This window comes from Pseudomonas sp. QS1027, from assembly GCF_002814235.1.
GTDB lineage: Bacteria > Pseudomonadota > Gammaproteobacteria > Pseudomonadales > Pseudomonadaceae > Aquipseudomonas.
In genome coordinates this window covers 451374-470567 of sequence record NZ_PHSU01000011.1, presented here as the reverse complement: position 1 = coordinate 470567, position 19194 = coordinate 451374, and the positions used below count along the sequence as shown (strand labels likewise).

The window sequence follows — 19194 nt, the reverse complement described above, 5'->3', positions numbered from 1 at the left end:
GCCACAACGGTCAGCTCAAGGTCGATCTGCTGCCGAGCAGCGTTTGAACCTGCGGTTCTGTTTTGGAGAAGCCCGCACCTGGTGTTTTGAACATCCGAAGGCTCGAATAAACCGACGAACGGCGCTCATACCTGTCATTTCTGACAGTAGGCGAGCTTCGAAAAAAAGCGTTGAATTAACCAACAGCTTTGCACACATAGACACCTGATTCGGGCATATAAGCTCGCGGATAAGTGCGCAATCAATAACGACACCGCGATAGCTCCAGAGTGCACTCGAAGGGAGGCGGGTGTGAGTCTCTTGTTATTGGAATGAGGAGTGTATGAAATGCCATCATCTAAAAAGCCAAGTAACTCTTCGTCCGATGGCCGTCACCTTCAAGTTGACCCTCAGAAACCGACGGTTCCTGCTGTTCTGGACCCGGACGACCCCGAGGGATTATTACCTTCCCGGGTGTTGGGCGATCCTTTGGAAGTTCAATTCTGGGAGTGGTCGTTCGGTGCCGAGGGCCGCACCGACAAGGTCGAGTTGGGGTTCAGGCCCGTGGGTTTGGCTTTTGTACCGGTTGATGAAAGAGAGTATGTGATTTCCTATCCGATCGATATCCCCTTTCCCCAGTCGTTGTATGTTCCTCCGAATAGATTAAGCCCTGATGGTCTCTATGATGTCTCGATCAGGATTTCTGTAGCGGGGGGCAACCCTCTTGAGTCGCCCAAGAAACAGGTAACGATTGATACCACCGCCCCCAATTTTGGTCAGCAGCCAGATCCCATTATCTTTCCGGCTGATGCGAACGGTGTGATTACCGAAGATTATTTAACTGCCCATGGGGGGGAAGTGAACGTTGAGGTGCCCTTTTATACCGACGCGAAGGGCAAGGATCGGGCGATTTATTACTGGACCGACACACCCACGCCCTCCGACTTGGAAGTACCTATCGACGAACAGGAATTCAGCGTGCTCGATGTCATCAATAAAAAACTACGTGTGACGTATCGCGCGGAGGATATCCGCCCCTGGCGTTCCGGGGTGCGCTACGCCTATTACTACCTCCGGGACTGGGCCGGTAATCCCGGGCCGCGATCGAAGATGTCGCCGATAGACGTCGACTTGACGCCGGCTCCGGGTACGCTCAATCCGCCTCGTGTGGAATTGGTCCGTGGATTGGTTGATCGGCAGCAGGCACGTGACACGGTGTGGGTGGAAATCGATCAGTATGACGACGCCGATGCCGCGCATTTTGTCGCCATTCTCTGGGACGGAACGCCATTGCCCGAGTTTCCGGTCAATCCGGCAGGCTTCCCTCTCAAGGCACCCGTTGAATGGGCGATACTCAAAGCCCAGGGGTTGGGACCCTTGCGTGCCAGAGTCGACTATCGGATAAGGACCGCTGGGGGGTATACGCCACCTTCTCCAGGCATCGGTGTTCCGGTCAATCTGAGCATCGCCGGCCAGGACCATATCGCCGCCCCCGGATTGATCAATGCGGATCTGGAAAAACTGCAAGTGTGGGGGCAGGAAAATATTCTGAATACATTGACCGGGCTTGACGAAGGGCAGGATGCAAGGGCCACGGTGAGACTGTTCGACGATCCGGAGCCGTATGAGGAGTTGCTGGTGTACTGGGGACAGATCAGTGCGCCGGTCGGAAGTTATACCGTGCAGCCGGGTGATTTCGCGGGAAAACTGATTACGATCCCTATCCCGTGGAGCGCGATCGAGCAGGATAAAAGCAATCCGACCTTACCGGTCTACTACATCACCAGTAATGGTGTGAATGAACAACAATCCCTGGTGACTGAAGTCAATGTCATGGTCGATACCATCAAGGGGTTGCCTGAAGTGAAATTCCCCAGCGCCACGGCCCAGGGTTACCTGAATTGCTGTTCGCGGCCCCGGCTTTGGGAAGGGGTTCGCGTCCTGATTGAAGGCAATGTCAACTTCTCGGCAAACGATACCGTTCTGGTGATTTGGCAAGGCCATGAAGGCCTGAATGGAACGGATCCGATAAAAGGGGTGCGAGGGAGCTTCACCAAGATACTGAGTGCTACAGAGGCCGTGGATGGTTTTGAAGTGCTGGTTGAGCCCTATGAGTCCCTGATTGCTCCCATGGTCAGCAATGGCTCGGCCGTTGTGTTTTACCGGTTGATCAAAACAACCGGGAGGATAGGTATTTCCAGAGGGGAATTCGTGAAGATCACTCGGACGATGGCCGGTAGTGTTTGTGATCCGACGAATGATATTTGCATGGAGTGATTTCCAAAAGGAAGTTGGGTCCTGGTTTGATAGTGGTGATGCAGTGCCGAGCCAAGGCGTATGGCGTGATGATCGGTTGCTTATCTTGAGAGACTTGGTAGTGGGTTTTCGAGCGGATGTTCTTTCATTTCAAGGCAGCCAAGGACAGTGAGTGAAGGTTTCACTCTATCTTGTGGAGTCGATGATATGCTTGACATCAAAAAACGCAAAAAAAAGCCGGTCGTTAACACGGTGACGAGTGGTGTACGTAGAACGCTGCGCCGGACGAATGCCGATGTGCCTCCGGAGCTGCAAGGATTACTCCCTAATGTGGTAGGGGATATTGACAATAAACTGCCGAGGGAATTGCAAGGGCAAGATAATGAGGTATGGCTGCGTGAAGTTGCTTTCGAAGGGGGAAGTGGTCGTTCGGTTTTTGTCGCCATTACTTGGGAGGGGCTTCCTGTCACAGATTTTCAGGAGTTTACAACACCTATTGATCCAGATGCTCTCCCGGCTATATTCGTGCTTCCTGGCACAAAGACGGACGCACCAGGAGAACATAGGTTGTCCTATATCTCCTATTATGTAGAGATTGGCGCTAATCCGCATTTTGGGCCAGTCGTTACTATCTATATCGATAAGGAAGCGCCAAACCATGGGCAGAAAGATGGTGCTTTGGTTTTGGATAATGTCAGTGGTAATATCATTGATCTCGATTTCTTCGAGAATAATTCTTATATTGATGTTTCCATTGCTCGTCCATCGGATCGTGCAACGGGTGATATTGCGAATATCTATTTTGGTACGAGTATTCCAGGGAGGCTGATAGGTTCTACTGTTCCTGCCACCGATAACTCAAATGCGGATTTGACATACAGGATAGACACGGGAGAGATCACCCCGCAAGGAGAAGGAGAAAGGATACTTTACTATGAATGGGAAGACCGCGTAGGTAATGTCGGACCGCCCTCGGTGGAGAGGGGATTTCTTGTTCTCCTGACGAGGGCACCGACTGATTTAGTACCGCCCGTTGTTCCAGATGCGATTGCCCCGGATAAGACGGTCAACGTCGCGGTTTCTTTTCCGACCCTGGCGGTGGAGATTGAGGAGTACACGAATGTTGTCGTCAATATCGACAAAGTACTGTTGGATTTTGATGGGCAAAAACAAACCCCTCAAAACGTAGATGGCATATGGCCGGTAATTGTCAATGTGCCCTATGCCAGTGTGAAGCGCGGTGGCATTGGCCCTAGAGCGGCTCGGGTAAGCTACGAAATCGAACGTAATCCTTTAGTGCGCGTCCCAGAGCTTATCGGTGAGACGGTCCGGGTTGATTTGACCCGGCCGGGTCCTCCGTTTCCGGACCCTGAGGAGCCGGAGGAAGGTAACCCCAACCTGGATCCCGTCGTTGTCACCGGGAGGGGGACGCCGACAGGACCTGATAATACGCTGGAAAGGAAAGACTATGGCTTGGACGCTGATGCAACGGTACTTATTTTTGATGGTTCCAAAGAGGATGACCATGTCCAGTTGTTCTGGAATAAAGTCCCGGTGCCCGCACCTGGAGGCACCTATGATGTTATAGGTGATGAGGATCCAAGTGACACCATGGACTTTGTCATTCCATGGGACATGATCGAGCTGACATCCAACGGGGTTTGGCCTGTTCATTATGAAATAACCAGTCTTACCGAAACTAATCCGAACCCGTCCAAGCGTGCGAGGGTTACTGTGCATGTCCTGGCGACTACGCTACCTCCACCGGTCATCCAGGGCGTTTCACCTTCGGGGTTTATTTTCTGTTCTGCCGTGGTTAACGTTCCAGGGCAAGGGCGAGTGGTGGTTGTCCATGTAAACGGAGGGGGACCTTTGACAGCGGGAATGGTGTTGAACTTCAGTTGGACCGGGGAAAGACTCAGTTCGCTTGAGCCGGGTAATCCGACTGATCCTGATCCGGGTTATCCTGTTCCTGGAGCTGTGCCACCCTACAACTTCACTAAAACGCTGGTAGCGCCAGAGCATGTCAACGGATTTGATGTCTATCTACCGTTTACCGATGCTATTTTACCCATTCGCGACGGTAGAGGCTCGATTGTCTATAAGGCGATGGTTAACAATATTGAGGAGACCTCCGATCCTCATAATGTGGAGGTTGTTATCGTTGACAGTGCTAATGCGCCATGCCCTGTGGTCGCGAGTAGCAGGGCAAAACGTGACATTGATAAGTAGTTAAAAGGCGCGACAAGAGCAGGGGTTGTGAGTTCCCTGCTCTTGTCAGTGCTTCCTGAATATCTCAATCGCGCTTCGAAATAGCCATCGGAGATCGCGTGCTTTAGTTGTTGTGTGGCAGTAAGGCTGCTGGCGTAAGTCTTTCAAAGCGTGGCGAATGGTCTTTGTGAGCATAGGAAAACCCCTCTATTTATTGAAGGAAATTCCTACAGACCCTGCTCTCCAATCTCCCTAGCCTTCGCACTTTCATTTGCGCTGTCTCGGACGAGGGCCAGCCACTTATCGACTGATGAAGGTTTCGCCATGAATGTAACTATTGCCACTTTTCCTGCGATACACCTGAGACGGGTCCTCGGCGCCCTGGCTCTCACCCCGGTACTGTTCAGCCCATCGGTGTTGGCATTGACCACCATCGGTGCCGGCGAGACCAAGAATATTGACAGCACAACGGCTCCAGACACCTATCTGGTCGAGAATGGTGGCGTCCTGAATACCAGCGGCGCGAACACCCACGAAGTGTTCGTTCAGAGTGGTTCGACCCTCAATGTGGTGGGTGGGACGTTCACCGGTGGCAGCAGTTCTTCCGCCTCGCCGGGTATCACCGTCACCAACAGCCAGGGGACCATCACGGGTGCGCTGATCAGCGGTAATTTCGCTGGGATGGCGGTCAATCGGGAGGCCGGTACGACGACGGGCTCAACGGTTACCGTGGCCAATAGCAGCATCACGGGCGGAACGTCGGGCGTTCTTGTTACCGGCGCCAGTACGCTTCAATTGATCAACACTCAAGTCACTGGCACGGGCAGCACCAGTACGGGCATCAACTACTTCGGCGGTAATGTCAGCGCTGTGGGTAGCACCATCACTGGCGGTGCCACGGGCATCACCATGAGCCCGGATACCCAAGGGGTGGGGGCGGATACCAACCGTCTGGTATTGGACAGTACCCGTGTCCAGGGTCTTACCGGCGCGGCCATCAATGTGGGCGATGGGCTGGACGCGAACATCGATATCCTGAACGGTTCGACGTTGATTGGCGGCAACGGCAATATCCTCGAAGTCCAGGGTGCCTCCACCGCCAATGTCAATGTCGCCAACAGCGCCCTGACCGGCAATGTCGACGTTACCGGCAACAGCACCGCCAACCTCAGCTTCGACGGCGCTCATATGACCGGCGACTTCAACGTCGAAGCGGGCAGCACCGGCAACCTGGCCCTGGCCAATGGTTCGGTGTTCACCGGCAGCCTGAACAATGTCGATGGCGTCACCATCAACAGCGGTTCCAACTGGAACATGACTGCCAACAACACCGTCGGCACGCTGGCCATGAATAACGGCACGGTCACCATGGGCCAGGGCAGCAATTTCTACCAGCTGAACGTGGGCAGCCTGGCGGGCACCGGCACTTTTGCCATGAACGTGAATTTCGCCACCAACCAGCATGATGTGCTGAATGTCACCGGTGCTTCCAGCGGTGACTTCAAACTGCTGGTGGCCGGCTCCGGTGTCGATCCGGTGTCGCCAGAAGCGCTGACCCTGGTGCACACGGCTGCCGGCAATGCGAGTTTCGCGTTGGCGGGCACTGGCCTGGTGGATGTCGGTACCTACTCCTATGGCCTGGGCTCGAGCAGCAACGGCAGCGGCGGCACCGACTGGTTCCTCGACCCGAACAAGAAGACCGTCAGCCCGAGTACCCAATCGGTACTGGCCTTGTTCAACACCGCCCCGACCGTGTGGTATGGCGAACTGACGTCCCTGCGTACCCGCATGGGTGAACTGCGCTTCAACGATGGCCAGTCCGGCTCCTGGGCGCGGGCTTATGGCAACAAGTACAACGTGTCGGAAAGCTCCGGCGTGGGCTATTCGCAGAACCAGCAGGGCTTCAGCCTGGGTGCCGATGCGCCGCTGCCGATGGGCGACGGTCATTGGTTGATCGGTGCGATGGCCGGGCATAGCAACTCGGACCTGAGCCTCAAGGGCGGCACCACCGGTAACGTGAAGAGCTACTACGTGGGTGGTTACACCACCTGGCTGGAGCCGGAAACCGGTTACTACTTCGACGGTGTGGTCAAACTCAACCGTTTCGAGAACGAGTCGAAAGTTGCCATGAGTGATGGCACCCAGTCCAAGGGTAGCTACGGCACTACCGGTATCGGTGGTTCCGCCGAGTTTGGTCGCCATATCAAGTTGGATAACGATTACTTCGTCGAGCCGTTCGGGCAACTGTCGGCGGTGACGATCCGGGGCAAGAACTACAACCTGGACAACGGTCTGCAGGCCGAGGGCGACCAGACCCGTTCGTTCCTGGGCAAGGTCGGCGCGACAGTGGGTCGTAACCTGACACTGGATAGCGGCACCGTGGTGCAGCCGTACCTGCGTGCGGCGGCGGTTCATGAGTTCGCCAAGAACAATGAGGTCAAGGTCAACAACACGGTGTTCAACAACGACCTGTCCGGCTCGCGTTCCGAGTTCGGCGCCGGTGTGGCGGTGAAGCTGTCCAAGGACCTGCAAGTGCATGCCGATTTCGACTATGCCAATGGCAAGTCCATCGAGCAGCCGTTTGGCGCGAATGTGGGGTTGCGGTATAGCTGGTAAGCAAGACGGATAACCCAGACGATTTTATAAACGCCCGGTGCATTGCGCCGGGTTTTTTTGCATCGGATTCTGTTTTGAATAAGGTTTGCGCTTGCTTCGAGCCGGAAGAATGATTGGTAACAATTGCCTGCATTGCCTCCTCGGAAGTCAGCGGCTTATAGTCCTTTGATCGCCTTCATGGTGATACGGGTTTGGCGACTCGTGGATAAAATGTGTAGAGGCTTCCTGAGTGAGCTTATTGCAGGGATACTTGTACCCGCAAAGCTGCGTTATGGCGGCTGTGCGTGGGAGACCTTCGGGTCTGCCGGATTTTTCCCGTTTTGTCCCGGTTCGCCAACCTGCGTACAGCTGCCACCCATTCGTTTGGCGACGATTGAGTGATGGCTCTCATTTAAAAAACGAGGCCTTACCCATGTCTAAATACATACCCCTCACCGCCATCGACTGCCTGATCCCCAGCCTGTTGATCGACGCCGAAAGCCCCACCGATGTTCTCCACGCCAACGCCGCCGCGCGCTTTCTGGTGGCGACGCAAATGCTTGAAGCCCTCTCCCATATCGAATTGCACAACGCCAATGACATCGACTTCCAACACATTATCCAGGTCCCCGCTATGGTGATGCGCGATGGCTGCGACCTGATGGATGTGTTGGGGTGGCGGTTGCGGGCCTGACTGCTTAACACGTGCTGCAAAGCAAAACTGCAGGCGCTGCATCCAAATTGACGAAAATAATGAAAAGGGGGAGCCAGGCTCCCCTTTGTGATCTGAATAAATCAGTCACCGTGTAAACACGAAATTATCCATATAGAACAAATCATATCTCTGAGTCTGGACTTCAATTCTTCTGATGCCAGTGGCCGCGAATTCAAGCTGATGAACATCCGATGGTTTGGTGTATACCAGTGTTTTTGTTCCCAATAGCTTACTATTCGCATCATAGTAATAGACATTGGTATCGGGGTAGTTAAGGTAGGAATACCAAAAACTGACCCTGGAACAGGTTGATTTAAGATCGAGTCGTAGGCGCTGCCCAGCTTGGTCCGTTGAGTCTCTATGCGTGTGCATCAATAGCGCTTGGCCTTCTACTTTTCCGGGCGTGGAAGAAGACTCGGGGACTCTAAAAATTCCCGCATAGATTGGGCCCGACAGCAAGGTAACCCTCATCGTTGGGATATCGAAAGACTGACCTGCCGATATAATCCTGTCCGGCTGGAGGTCAAAGTTTTCTGTTATCGAGGCCACCACGTCCAGGGTATACGCCGCCGATATCGGATTGTTGCCGTACCTCCCCCTGGCTGTGAGGCTGTGCGAGGCTACCGATAGCCTGAGCGGTGCCTTCCAGGCACCACTGCCTTCGACCTGTGCGGTCTCTATCGGGTTTGGGCCATTGAAGTCGAAGATATCGACCCGTGCGAGGGGCGCCGCTCTGCCGATCAGCGTAACGAGGGGCGACATGGTCTCGCCGCCATCGGGAATAAGATTCTCTTCCTCGTCGAGAGCCGAGTCGATGGTCGGAGCCACTAGGGTGACCTGGATCGTATAGGTGCGCGGCGGAAAGGTATCGGCATGAGCCTCGTCAATACTCTGGTCAAAAGAGGCTTTGAACTCCACCTTCAAGGTACTGCCGTCGCGTAGTGTTTGCAGTTCGCTGCCGAGGACGCCTTTTTCACCGTACCCTTGGCGATACCAATCGGCGCTCACCCAGTTATTCGCTCCGCTCCATAGCTTCTCGTAACGTGAGCCATCATCCTTAGTGCCCTCCAGGCGTAACCAGATGCGTTGGCCTTGTGCAATCAGTGGCCAGCTATCAATGCGTACTGTGGCGTCGCCAGTCAAGTTACTCACGTCCAGTGTAGGTCCCTCGCCATTGTTGGCGGCTTGCAGGATCCTCGGCTTGGCTACCAGCAGATCGTCTTGGGCGATGGTTTGTACCGCCAGGATGAGTGAGCCCGATGGCGGCGATTCGTTGCCGCCACTAGGGGTCACGGTGTAGGTGACCGTCACCGACCGGTCCAGGTTGTAGGCGATGACCGAAACCGGAAGGAGGATCTCTCGGCTGCCCGGCAGCGCTTGCAGCGGGCTGGTGTACGACCCACCGCCGGGTGTGCCAGCCCAGGTCACGCTGACCTGATCGCCGGGTTGGGCGCCGTAATCTGGAATCTCCACGGTCAGTTCATCCTTGGCCGCCACCGGATTGAGTTGTTGGCTGGGTGCGTTGCCAGTGGCCTGCTTGACGCTGGGGGCGAGCAACTCCAGCGCCGAACCGATGGTCAGCTCACGTATCAGCGAGCGTTGAATCGGAGATCCGGTACGTATGATGTAATAGTCCGTGTCCACCGTGCCGTTCAAGTTGCCAATCACGTATTGAAACGGTACGACAAAGGGAATGGGGTTACCCGCCGAGCCTGGGTTCAGCGGCGGCGTCTCTTGATCCGGCGCACTGCTGAGCGAACCTCTCCAGCGCAGCCCGACGATGTCATTGGGCAGGGTGCCCGTATATGGCACAACCACATCGGCCCCGGTGATGGGGTTCACATCGTCCGGGTTCAAGACATCGTTGCTGTCGGCCCGGATGACGTTGGGTTTTGGCATGGAAGGCTGACCGCTGCCCACGGACAACACCAATTCCTGTGATTTACGTTGGCTATTGATCCAGTAGTAAACGGTGAGCGAACCGCCATCGAGTCGCTTGATTTCATTCTTGTCCACATCGCGCAGGATCGGAGCGCCATTCGGTTCATTACTCACATAGGCGTTAATGTCGAAACCAGTGGGGTTGTTGCTGGCGTCAAGTCCTTCAAACACAATGTAGAGATGGTCTCCGGGCTGGCGCCCCGGGTAATAGGGCACTGAAATGGTGTAGAAATTCAGGTTCGGGTCCAACACACTGCCACCTGCTTCCACAAAACTTGGGCGTTCGGGCAAGGTAATATCACCCACCACCGTAACGTTGGCGTTTTTCGACGGGCGATCCTCCACGCCGCTCCTGATCCGTACGTAAGACACCGACGCTCGCCCCTTGGCAATCGCCTCCACGTATTCGTAGGGGATGGGAAAGTCGTATTGGAAGGGGATGAATTGGACCGTTTGCTCAAGAGGCCCGACGATCACCGACGAATCCCCTTGTGCAGGGGTGCCGACCCAGGTCAGTTGCAGGATATCGTCTATCGCGTGATCCGTTTGATTGGTGTACACCCGGCAAATCACATCGGCTCCCGCCAGTTGCTCAAGATCGATCACATTCTGGGGAGCGGGAAAACCATTGACCAACACCTGTGGTGCATCGAGGCGGTTGCCGCCCACGTCGACCTGCACGGTGGTAATGGCGGACCAAGGGGAACGCTCATCGGGATAGTTGTTGCAGACATCCACCACCTGGTAGGCGATGGTGATATCACCGTCGTCGGCGGCCTCGATGGTCGCTTTGTCGACATGGATCGGGATATCCGTGTCCACCTCGTCCGGTTGGACGGTGTGCTCCACAATGACTCGCCCCCAGGCCAGGCGGATACGGTCATTTTTACGCATGAATTCGTAATGGAGAATGGTGATATCCACCCCGGCGTCGGCTTCAATCGGCCCGACGCCATTGTCGATAATCTCCTGTGGCACCACATAGAGCAGGCCCGAATGACCGGGAATCGACGGGTTGTCGTCGTAGCCGCCGGGGCGGTCAAGCTTGACGAACAACCTCAGCCGCCTTGAGTCCTCGGGAGTTTGACCTGGGATGGTCACCCGGTAGAACACCGGGTCGGCATCGCCCCTGACGATAAAGCCCTTGCTGATCGTAAAGAACAGCCGCTCGTTGGCATTGCCGTCGATCACGTCCGTCCAGACCGGGGCTTGTTCATTACCCCAGTAGAAGCCGATCGCGTCACCGTTCTCCATGGGCTCCCAAGGGTCGACGATGCATTTCAAACCACCTTCGACCAATGCGGCGCCGATACCGCCCTGGTAGTCTTCGAAGGGCGGGGCCATATTGGGGATGATCGGCGCGTAAAGGTCCCGCAATGAATTGCCATTGCCTGGCCTGGCAGAGGGGGATGGCTTTTTCATGAAAGCATTCCTGCGTAGTGTGTTTCGCCGAAGAGGTGGCGAGGCCTACAACCCAGAAGTTATTAACCGGCAGATGAGATACGGCGTCTACTGTCAGAAATGACAGGTCGGGCAGGTTATCCGACAGGTGGAAGATGTCATCAGCGCTATGGCGCGGACTTCGTCGCGTCTTTACGCAGGATGAATGTACTGAACGCAAGAAAGCTGATCAGTACATCATCGACCATACACAATGCCTTCTTCTTGAATATCCTTGAGCAAGCCTGCTCGGGCGGTGTCGAGGGCGGTTTTTTCGCTGAGAATAAAACTCTCGAAGAGCCCCGCCTGTACGTCTTTGGCCCACAGTCGCCGACCTCGGGTCACGATCTGGTACTGCATCACGGTCGTTGCCGCGCGCAAATCAATCAGATCCACCGGAGCCCCAGCTATATCCGCCAGGTCCCCCGACAGCTGCCATAACAACACAGGGTCAAGCTGACCGGACAAGAGCACAGCCATATCGACATCACTGTCAGGTCCGGCGGTCCCCTGTGCATGGCTACCGAACAGGTAGACCGCCAGTAAATCAGGCAAATGGTTTTGCAGATGGGTCAACAACGCTTGAATGTTCATGCTGCCTATCCTAGCCGCTCGTCCTGATATCGGGGCAAAAATTTAGGTGTTCGCTCCCTGGAGGGTCATGGGGTGGAGGCTGAGGTGTGATCGCTGAATACGTGCAATGAAACAGGCAGGCCAAATCCAGGCTGACTAAAAATGAAGGGGGAGCAAGGCTCCTCCTTTATGGCCTAAATAAATCAGTCACCTTTTTAGTCACTGAGGATCACACGGGTTTGCACCGTGGTACCACCGTCGGTAATCTCGGTGTTGCCGGGCTGGCCCTTTACCGACGTAATCGTCGGTACAACCTCCCGACCGATCAATAGTTCCAACACTCCTGAGTAGCGGTATTGACCCGTCGCAGCCAGTTTGAGGGTATAACGCACCTGAACCATACGGTCGCGGTTGGCGACGATAAGCGCCCGCAGCAGGGTGAAACTGAGCGGTTTTCCAGCCGTTACCGTGGTGATGGGCACCCAATCGCTGGTAGTGCCGTCGCCGGGGTTACCGTGCCAGTAGTACGTCAGGATATCGCCAGGCGCGGTGCCCAGGTAGTCCACCAACAAGGTGGCGTTGCCGGTGACCAGGTCCGGGTCGAGAATACCGCCAGGGGCTTCGACAACCTTGGGCGGTGGAAGCTGTGCGACGATGCTATTGACCTTGATTTCGAGGTGCTCTGACTCCCTGACGTCATAGACCGTGGCGGTGTCGTTGGAGACCAAGTAATAAAGATCCAGAGTCCCCCCGTCCAGGGCCTCTATATGCTCGCCGTTGACCCCGAATGTAATGTCCGTTCCTTCATCGTTCTGACTCACCGGATGGGTATCTTCATACAAGTAAGGGCCACCATTGTTGGCCTTTTCACCCAGCCACACTAGCTGGATGAAGTCCCCGTTCTGCATACCCGGATACGCATGGACCACCACATTGGCAACGGCGAGATCCGGCACGAGGGTATCGCCGACGAGTTCGATGATAGAGGGAGCCGGCAACGAGGACACTTCGCCCACCACGTTGGCAAACGTATGCCGGGATGAAAGCGGGGGAGCCCCGTCGGCTTTTCTCAACACATAGAAGGCATCCCCCGAACCACCGGCGATGGCACGGATTTCCCCGTTGGGGATTTCGAACTCATAGATGGCGTGCAGGTTATCGATGAGTTTGGTCTGGGAGTTGACCAAGGGCATGCCAATGACCGGCGTGCCGATCCAGGTCATTTCCAGGGTGTCGTTCAAGGCGAAGTCTGGCGCTTGCACGACGACTTGTACCGTGACGTTTTGCTTGCCCAAGGTCACCAGATCGATAATGCCGCCGCTGGCCTCCTTGATGACGGGAGGAGGCAAACGCGCAGCCCCGGCGTCGACCGCCAGGTAGGTTCTCAGGGAATATTTTTCGGCATAGTTCCAGACCTCGTCGAACACCATGTAATGCACCAGCAAGTTCGCAGCGTCGCCACCAGCGAGAATTGTTTGCTGATCGATCCGGATGAAAATCGAGTCGGTGGTGGCCGCTTCAGCCGGGGTGACCGTCCGGTAAACAAAGGCACTGCCCCAGGCCAGTTGTATCGTGTCGTGGGGCGCACGGTTCGGATAATCTTTGATCTCGACGTCGAAGCCTCGCTGGGCCGACCCGGCGTCCACTCCGTCGCGGATGATGTCCGCCGGGGGCAGCGGGGCCTTGAGTTCCGAGTGCCCAGGGTTGTTGGGCTCCCTGTCCTTGTTACCCGGGCGGTCGAGCTTGATGCGCAAGCGAACGGGCGACGACTCATCGTCGGGTTGGGACGAGCCCACACGGGTCAGCTTGAAATGAAAGTCCTCACCCCAGTCGGGGCTGATCCTGTCATGGGGTAGCGACAGAAAAAGACGCTGGTTTTCTTCTCCGGCGAGAATATCCGCTTCCGTGATTTTATTGCCGTCCAGGTAAACATCAACATGATCGCCCTCCTTCTGGTTACTCCAGGGATCAATGATGCAGAGTGCGTCCTTGGGTAACTCATTCGGAAGGTGGGTGAACACGATAGCGCGATTGATCCCGTAATCGGCATCGGCGACGGGACTGACCCAACCCGCAATAAAAAGCCCCCGCAGGACAAGCGTTCCGGTGGTGTCGTCGATGGGTGGAAGTAACAGGGGCATGAACCGGGTCATGGGAAACTCCATATCAACGTGAGCATTGGCGTTAATTGGATGCTTAAGTCATGGCTTTGCCTACTGTCAGAAATGACAGGTCGCAGGCAATAAGGGGGGCCATCCGTCGGATAACCAGGGAGGATTACCGTGTGTCATTCGCTTGACCAGACATCAACATCCCCCTCTGCATGATCCGACCAACGGCCCCCCTTTCTCCCCCCGAACTGTCATTTCTGACAGTAGGCAACCCCCGTTTTCAGGCATTGAATAAGGACCAGCCAACTCATTCCTGACTGGAGTCCTGCCATGTCCCCCCAGAAACCCCGTTCCGGCAATAAACCCCTCGTCCTCGATGAGTTGCAGATTCCCGGTGCCGCCCTGGCACACCCGCCGGTCGCGGCCGACACCTGGGGCATCAACATCGCCGCTGCACGGCTCAATTTCCCCCATGACGGGTTAAAGCTGATCATCCCGCCCTGGACGCCCAACATGGGCGTAGGCGATAGCTACCGCATCAAGATCAACAACTTTCCCGTGGTACTGGGCAGTATTGAACAGCCTGAGGAAGTGGATAAGGATGTGATGCGTTACATCGCCCCTGGAGGCCTGGTCGATGGGGCATTTGATCTTTCTTACGATGTCACCCGGGTCGGCGGTACGCCCGAAACTTCGCTGACCACCAAAATCTACGTCAAGATCGACGCCGCCCCGCCCGGCGGCCGGGATCAGGACGGCGATGTACCCGGCCACTCCGAACTGCACCTGAGCATTCCCGCTCAGTTTCTTCCGCCGGGCGCCGTGGACAAGGACGATGCCGCTGCCGGCATCCCGGTCACCATCCTGCCCTATCCGAACCTGTTCGACGGCGACCGGATCAAGCTGTCCTGGGGTGGCGAGATCGTCTGGCATCGCGTGACCGACCTGGAGGCGACAGACCCTGACAACCACCCCATTGTGATCACCGTCGATGAGGACACCATCCGGGATGCCGACGATACGGACAGTAGCGGCCTGGTCGTGGCGTTTGAAGTCTACGACGTGGTCGACAACCAGTCCGACGGTTGGAGTGCCGAAGTCCGGGTGGTGGTCGACACCGGAAGCTCACGCCTTATTGCGCCGTTTATCAAGGAAGTGCGCGACATGAAGCTGGACATGGATGAACTGGGGGACGCCGATCTGACTTTCCAGGTCGTTGCGCTTACGGCTGATTTTGCGCCGGGCGACCAGATCGAAATGCGCTTGTCGGGCACCACCGTGAACGGTGACAAGGTGGATAAACCCTACCCGCCAGAACTGATCACCAACGCCCCGAGCATCGTCGAATTCACCCGCCCCAGTGCCGATGTCCGAGCGCTGATCGGGGGGGTGCACACGGCGTTTTCCTATCGCCTGATCAAGGCCGACGGCAGCCCGGACCTGTTCTCCAAGACCTTTTCACCGCGGGTCATTGGCCTGAGCACGCTGCTGGCCGCCCCGATCGCCCTGGATGAAATCGCCGGCACCCTCGACCCGGACTTGCCACGCACCCAGGTCGACATTCCCTGGAACGACATCATGGTGCCAGGCAATGTCATCATGCTGGTCTGGGAGGGCACGACCGCCAGTGGCGCGTCTTACGAGCCTGATTTACCGCTGTATCCGATCAGCGACGATGAGGCCGGAAACACCCTTGAGATCAGCGTCGAGGGAGAACACTTGAAAGCCATCGAGAACGGCACGCTCGATCTGTGTTACTGGTTATTGAGCGATGCAATCACCCGGGCGGCCGTCGGACACAAGTCTCTTTATGCCGAACAACTGCGCCTGGGCCAGCCCCAGGTCGAATTGCCCGAGCCGGAGGTCGAAGGCGAGAACGGCGGTGTCCTGGATCCGGCCGATGTGCCGGCAACGGGCACACGCCTGATCGTACGCCAATATGCCGGGCAAATCGAAGAGGACGTGGTGCACATCCTCTGGTGGGGCTCGGTCACCGGGCGTTATCGGAATCAGATCAAACTCAATTCGATCACGGATAAAATCGATGTGCCGTTCACCATCCGCAAGGCACTGGTCGATGACAACCGCAACGGCACCGTGCAGGCGATGTACTGGGTCAAGCGAGCCAATGGCCGGACCAGCGCGTCGGCGGTTTTGTGGATGAGCATTGGCGCGGCCATGGACCTGTTGGCGCCCAGCGTCAAGCAGGCCACCGGCAACGCGCCCAGCCAACAACTCAATCCGGTGGCGGCCCAGGATGCCCTGACCGTGGTCATTCCGGAGTACGGTATCCGACCCGGCGATCAGGTCAGCGTGACCTGGACAGGTACTGCGGGAGAGGGTTCCTACGTCACCCCCGCGCAAGAGCTCCCCCCCAACCGCGAGATCGATCTCCCGGTCGAGGTGATCGCCTTTAACCTGGGCCGGCTGGTGACGGTCACTTATACGGTGATCCATAACGACAACGAATCGCCGCCCTCTGCCCCACTCAACCTGACGGTACAGCCCCTCGCCGAAGATGATCTGCAGGTATCCAAACCGAGGATCACGCAAGCCGCCAACAGTGGCGAGGGACCTGATCTGGACGTGAGCAGCTTGACCGGCAACGCCACGGTACGTATCGACGGCTGGCCGCATATCGCGGTGAACCAGTACGTGTGGCTGCGTCTGAAAGGACGCAAGGCCGATAACTCGGTGCATGACAGGACCCTCTGGGAGGCGCCATCACGGGTCACGCAGAACGAATACGATCGCAATTACCTGCAGGCCACTGTGCCGTACGATTACCTGCAAGAGCTGGGCGACGGCAGTACGCTGACGGTGGAATTCAAGGTGGCCCTCGGTCAGAGCCTTGAGGAAGATCAGGCCACTCTCTTCCCATTGCGCACCTATATCATTCGCGCGGCCTTGGACCTGCCCGCCCCCAGCGTCAAACAGGCCACCGGCACTACACCCACCCAACAACTCAATCCGGTGTCGGCCCAGGATGCCCTGACCGTGGAAATTCCGAATTACAACATCCAACCCGGCGATCAGGTTCGCGTCACCTGGGCTGGCGCACCCGGTGACGGTTCGCACACCACCCCGCTGCAAATACTGCTACCTGAGCGCGAAATCCCCCTTCCGATTTCGCTCACCGCCTACAACCTGGGCCGGTCGGTGACGGTCACCTACACCGTGACCCCACGCGGCGGCAGCGAATCCGAGCCGTCCGGTGCATTGACGCTGAACGTGCAGGCGATACCCGACATCAGTCTGCCCATGCCGCTGATTCCCCAGGCCGCGCAAGGCGGCATTGGCAGCGAACTGGATCTGACAACCTTTGTCGGCAATACGCGGGTCACCGTGGCGCCGTGGCCGCTGATCGCCGCCGGGCAGCGTGTCTGGCTGCGCGTCGAGGGTACGGCGCTCGACAACTCGTCCTATACCATCACCCTCTACACGGCTTCCGAAGTCGTTCCCTCGGAGGTGACGCCCGGGTTATCCAAGGCGCTGTTACGTAGCGAACTGGAGAAATTGCGCGATGGTTCGGCACTGAACGTCGTGCTGCAGGTGACCTTCGATCGCAGCTCGACCCAAGCCAACGCGGTCGATTTTCCGCTGCGCACCTATACCCTCAAGGCCGTTGCGCTGGTGGCACCGACCCTCACCGATATCCGCGACTCCAAGAGCTCTGTTGTCGGCGGGACCACTGTCGAGACCAGCGTCACCGTCTCCGGCACGGGCAGCAGCGGTCAACAAATTCAACTCATGAACGTAGACGGCCCCATTGGCAGCCCGGTCAGGATTCCTGACGACAGCACGATCTGGAACACCATCCTCACGGGTCTGGCTCAGACCGTCTACAACATCAGGGCCCGAGCACTGTACGGCACTGGCCTACCCGATTCGGCGGCCAAATACTTCACGGTCACCGCCGTCGTCAACCCGACCATCACCGATATCCGTGACACCAAGGGCTCTGTTGTCGGCAAGACTACTGTCGAGACCAGCGTGACCGTCACCGGCACCGGCAGTAGCGGTCAACAGATTCAACTCATGAACGGATCGGCCAATATTGGCAACCCGTTTACTATTCCCGAGACCGGCACAACCTGGAGCATTCCCCTCACGGGCCTGGCACCCAATACCTACAGCATCAAGGTCAAAGCGCTGTATGGCACAGGCGTACCTGATTCGGCGGCAAAAGGCTTCACCGTGACGGAGCTGCTGAAACCGGCGATCACAAATGTAAGAACCTCCTCGGGCGCGGAAGTACCTGAGGGCAGCGTAACCGACCAGGTCAACGTCACCCTGTTCGGCACTGCCTCGAAAGCCCAGAGCGTCGAGATCTTCGATGTCAACACCTCCAAGGGCACCACCGACGTCAACGGCAGCGGCAACTGGAGCATGCACCAGAACGGAATGGAGCAAGGCTTCCACAGCTTCACCGCCAAAGGGCTCTATGGCAACAATCCAGTGTCGGACGCCCGCACCTTTACCGTGCAGATCGAACAGCCGTTCTCTGTCGGACCGAGGAGCATAAGCATAAGCGGTAATGGGGACTATCACGTATTTCTGCATCCTGGATGGGAGCACGTCGGACAACTTCTAGCCCACCACATCTACCAAGTTCCTGTCACAGGGGGGAGGCCGCCCTATTACTACCAGGTCGTTGCATCCAACCCGGAGAGGGTGGCTAACGTGAATGAATACGGGCAAATCTATCCGGGGCGCAGCGCAGGCACTGCGACCGTCAGAGCATCGGACTCAGTAGGCAACTATGCAGATATCACCGTTTCGATCACATGGGTCAGGCAGTGGGAGCAGGCCGCCTGGAGTGTGACAAAAACGCAGGCAGACAGTTATGTGCGTCAAAAAGGTCTCACGATGCCCAGCCGAGCCGACCTGCAGGGCTTCTATAACGCGTTCTCAATATATGGAGCGAATGTGTGTGATGTGGTCGGAATCACCAATTACGGTCCTTCGAACCCAACGTGCTGGTTCTGGGAAGAGGCAATTCATAGCAATGGCAAGTGGTGGTACCGAAACCTCGGAAATGGTAGCGAAGATGGGATCGGGCTCGCGTCTATGATCAACAGCATCGGTTGGAGGCGATCGGGATAATGAAGCTCAGCCAATGAGACCGGCATAGGGGACGGTCTTCGTGAAGAAAAGGGGGCTGATTTATGTAGACCACAAAGGGGGAGCGCTGCTCCCCGTTCATTTCAGCATGCGCCACTGGTCGGATAGCCTACCCGACCTGTCATTTCTGACAGTAGTCAACCTCCCGTTTGCAGCGCCCAATAAACTCCAGCCTTAACCCTGGCTGAAGTAGTGGGCATTTTCCAGGGTGGAGCGTTATCGAGATAGACACTGCGGGAGTTCACGACC

Annotated in this window: 8 protein-coding genes; 5 read left to right on the top strand and 3 right to left on the bottom strand. The window is 56.7% G+C overall.

Annotated elements, in window-relative coordinates; all coding sequences use genetic code 11:
• Positions 1 to 327 precede the first annotated feature (327 nt).
• From CWE01_RS12950 to CWE01_RS12930, 4 genes are all read left to right on the top strand, one after another.
• On the top strand, positions 328 to 2256 hold the full coding sequence (locus CWE01_RS12950) for a hypothetical protein (RefSeq protein WP_157815209.1): 1929 nt from the start codon (positions 328 to 330) through the stop codon (positions 2254 to 2256).
• 186 nt (positions 2257 to 2442) lie between these two features.
• Complete coding sequence (locus CWE01_RS33285; protein ID WP_157815208.1) at positions 2443 to 4467, top strand: hypothetical protein; 2025 nt, start codon at positions 2443 to 2445, stop codon at positions 4465 to 4467.
• Between the two features lie 303 nt (positions 4468 to 4770).
• Positions 4771 to 7062 carry an autotransporter outer membrane beta-barrel domain-containing protein gene (locus CWE01_RS12935; RefSeq protein ID WP_100940903.1) on the top strand — a complete coding sequence of 764 codons (2292 nt, stop codon included), beginning with the start codon at positions 4771 to 4773 and terminating at the stop codon, positions 7060 to 7062.
• A 412-nt stretch (positions 7063 to 7474) separates the two neighbouring features.
• Positions 7475 to 7735, top strand: coding sequence for a short-chain dehydrogenase (locus CWE01_RS12930; protein ID WP_100940902.1), 261 nt, complete (start codon positions 7475 to 7477; stop codon positions 7733 to 7735).
• Positions 7736 to 7840: 105 nt separating this feature from the next.
• On the opposite strand, the gene CWE01_RS12925 is transcribed toward CWE01_RS12930, so the two are convergent.
• The 3 genes from CWE01_RS12925 to CWE01_RS12915 all read right to left on the bottom strand — a co-directional run bounded on the left by CWE01_RS12925 (position 7841) and on the right by CWE01_RS12915 (position 13863).
• Positions 7841 to 11119, bottom strand: coding sequence for a hypothetical protein (locus CWE01_RS12925; RefSeq protein WP_100940901.1), 3279 nt, complete (start codon positions 11117 to 11119; stop codon positions 7841 to 7843).
• 216 nt (positions 11120 to 11335) lie between these two features.
• Positions 11336 to 11731, bottom strand: coding sequence for a nucleotidyltransferase domain-containing protein (locus tag CWE01_RS12920; protein ID WP_100940900.1), 396 nt, complete (start codon positions 11729 to 11731; stop codon positions 11336 to 11338).
• A 194-nt stretch (positions 11732 to 11925) separates the two neighbouring features.
• On the bottom strand, positions 11926 to 13863 hold the full coding sequence (locus CWE01_RS12915; protein ID WP_100940899.1) for a hypothetical protein: 1938 nt from the start codon (positions 13861 to 13863) through the stop codon (positions 11926 to 11928).
• Between the two features lie 288 nt (positions 13864 to 14151).
• On the opposite strand from CWE01_RS12915, the gene CWE01_RS12910 reads away from it, so the two are divergent.
• Entirely contained in the window at positions 14152 to 18927 is a 4776-nt protein-coding gene (locus CWE01_RS12910; protein ID WP_100940898.1) for a hypothetical protein, read from the top strand.
• Positions 18928 to 19194: the final 267 nt, after the last annotated feature.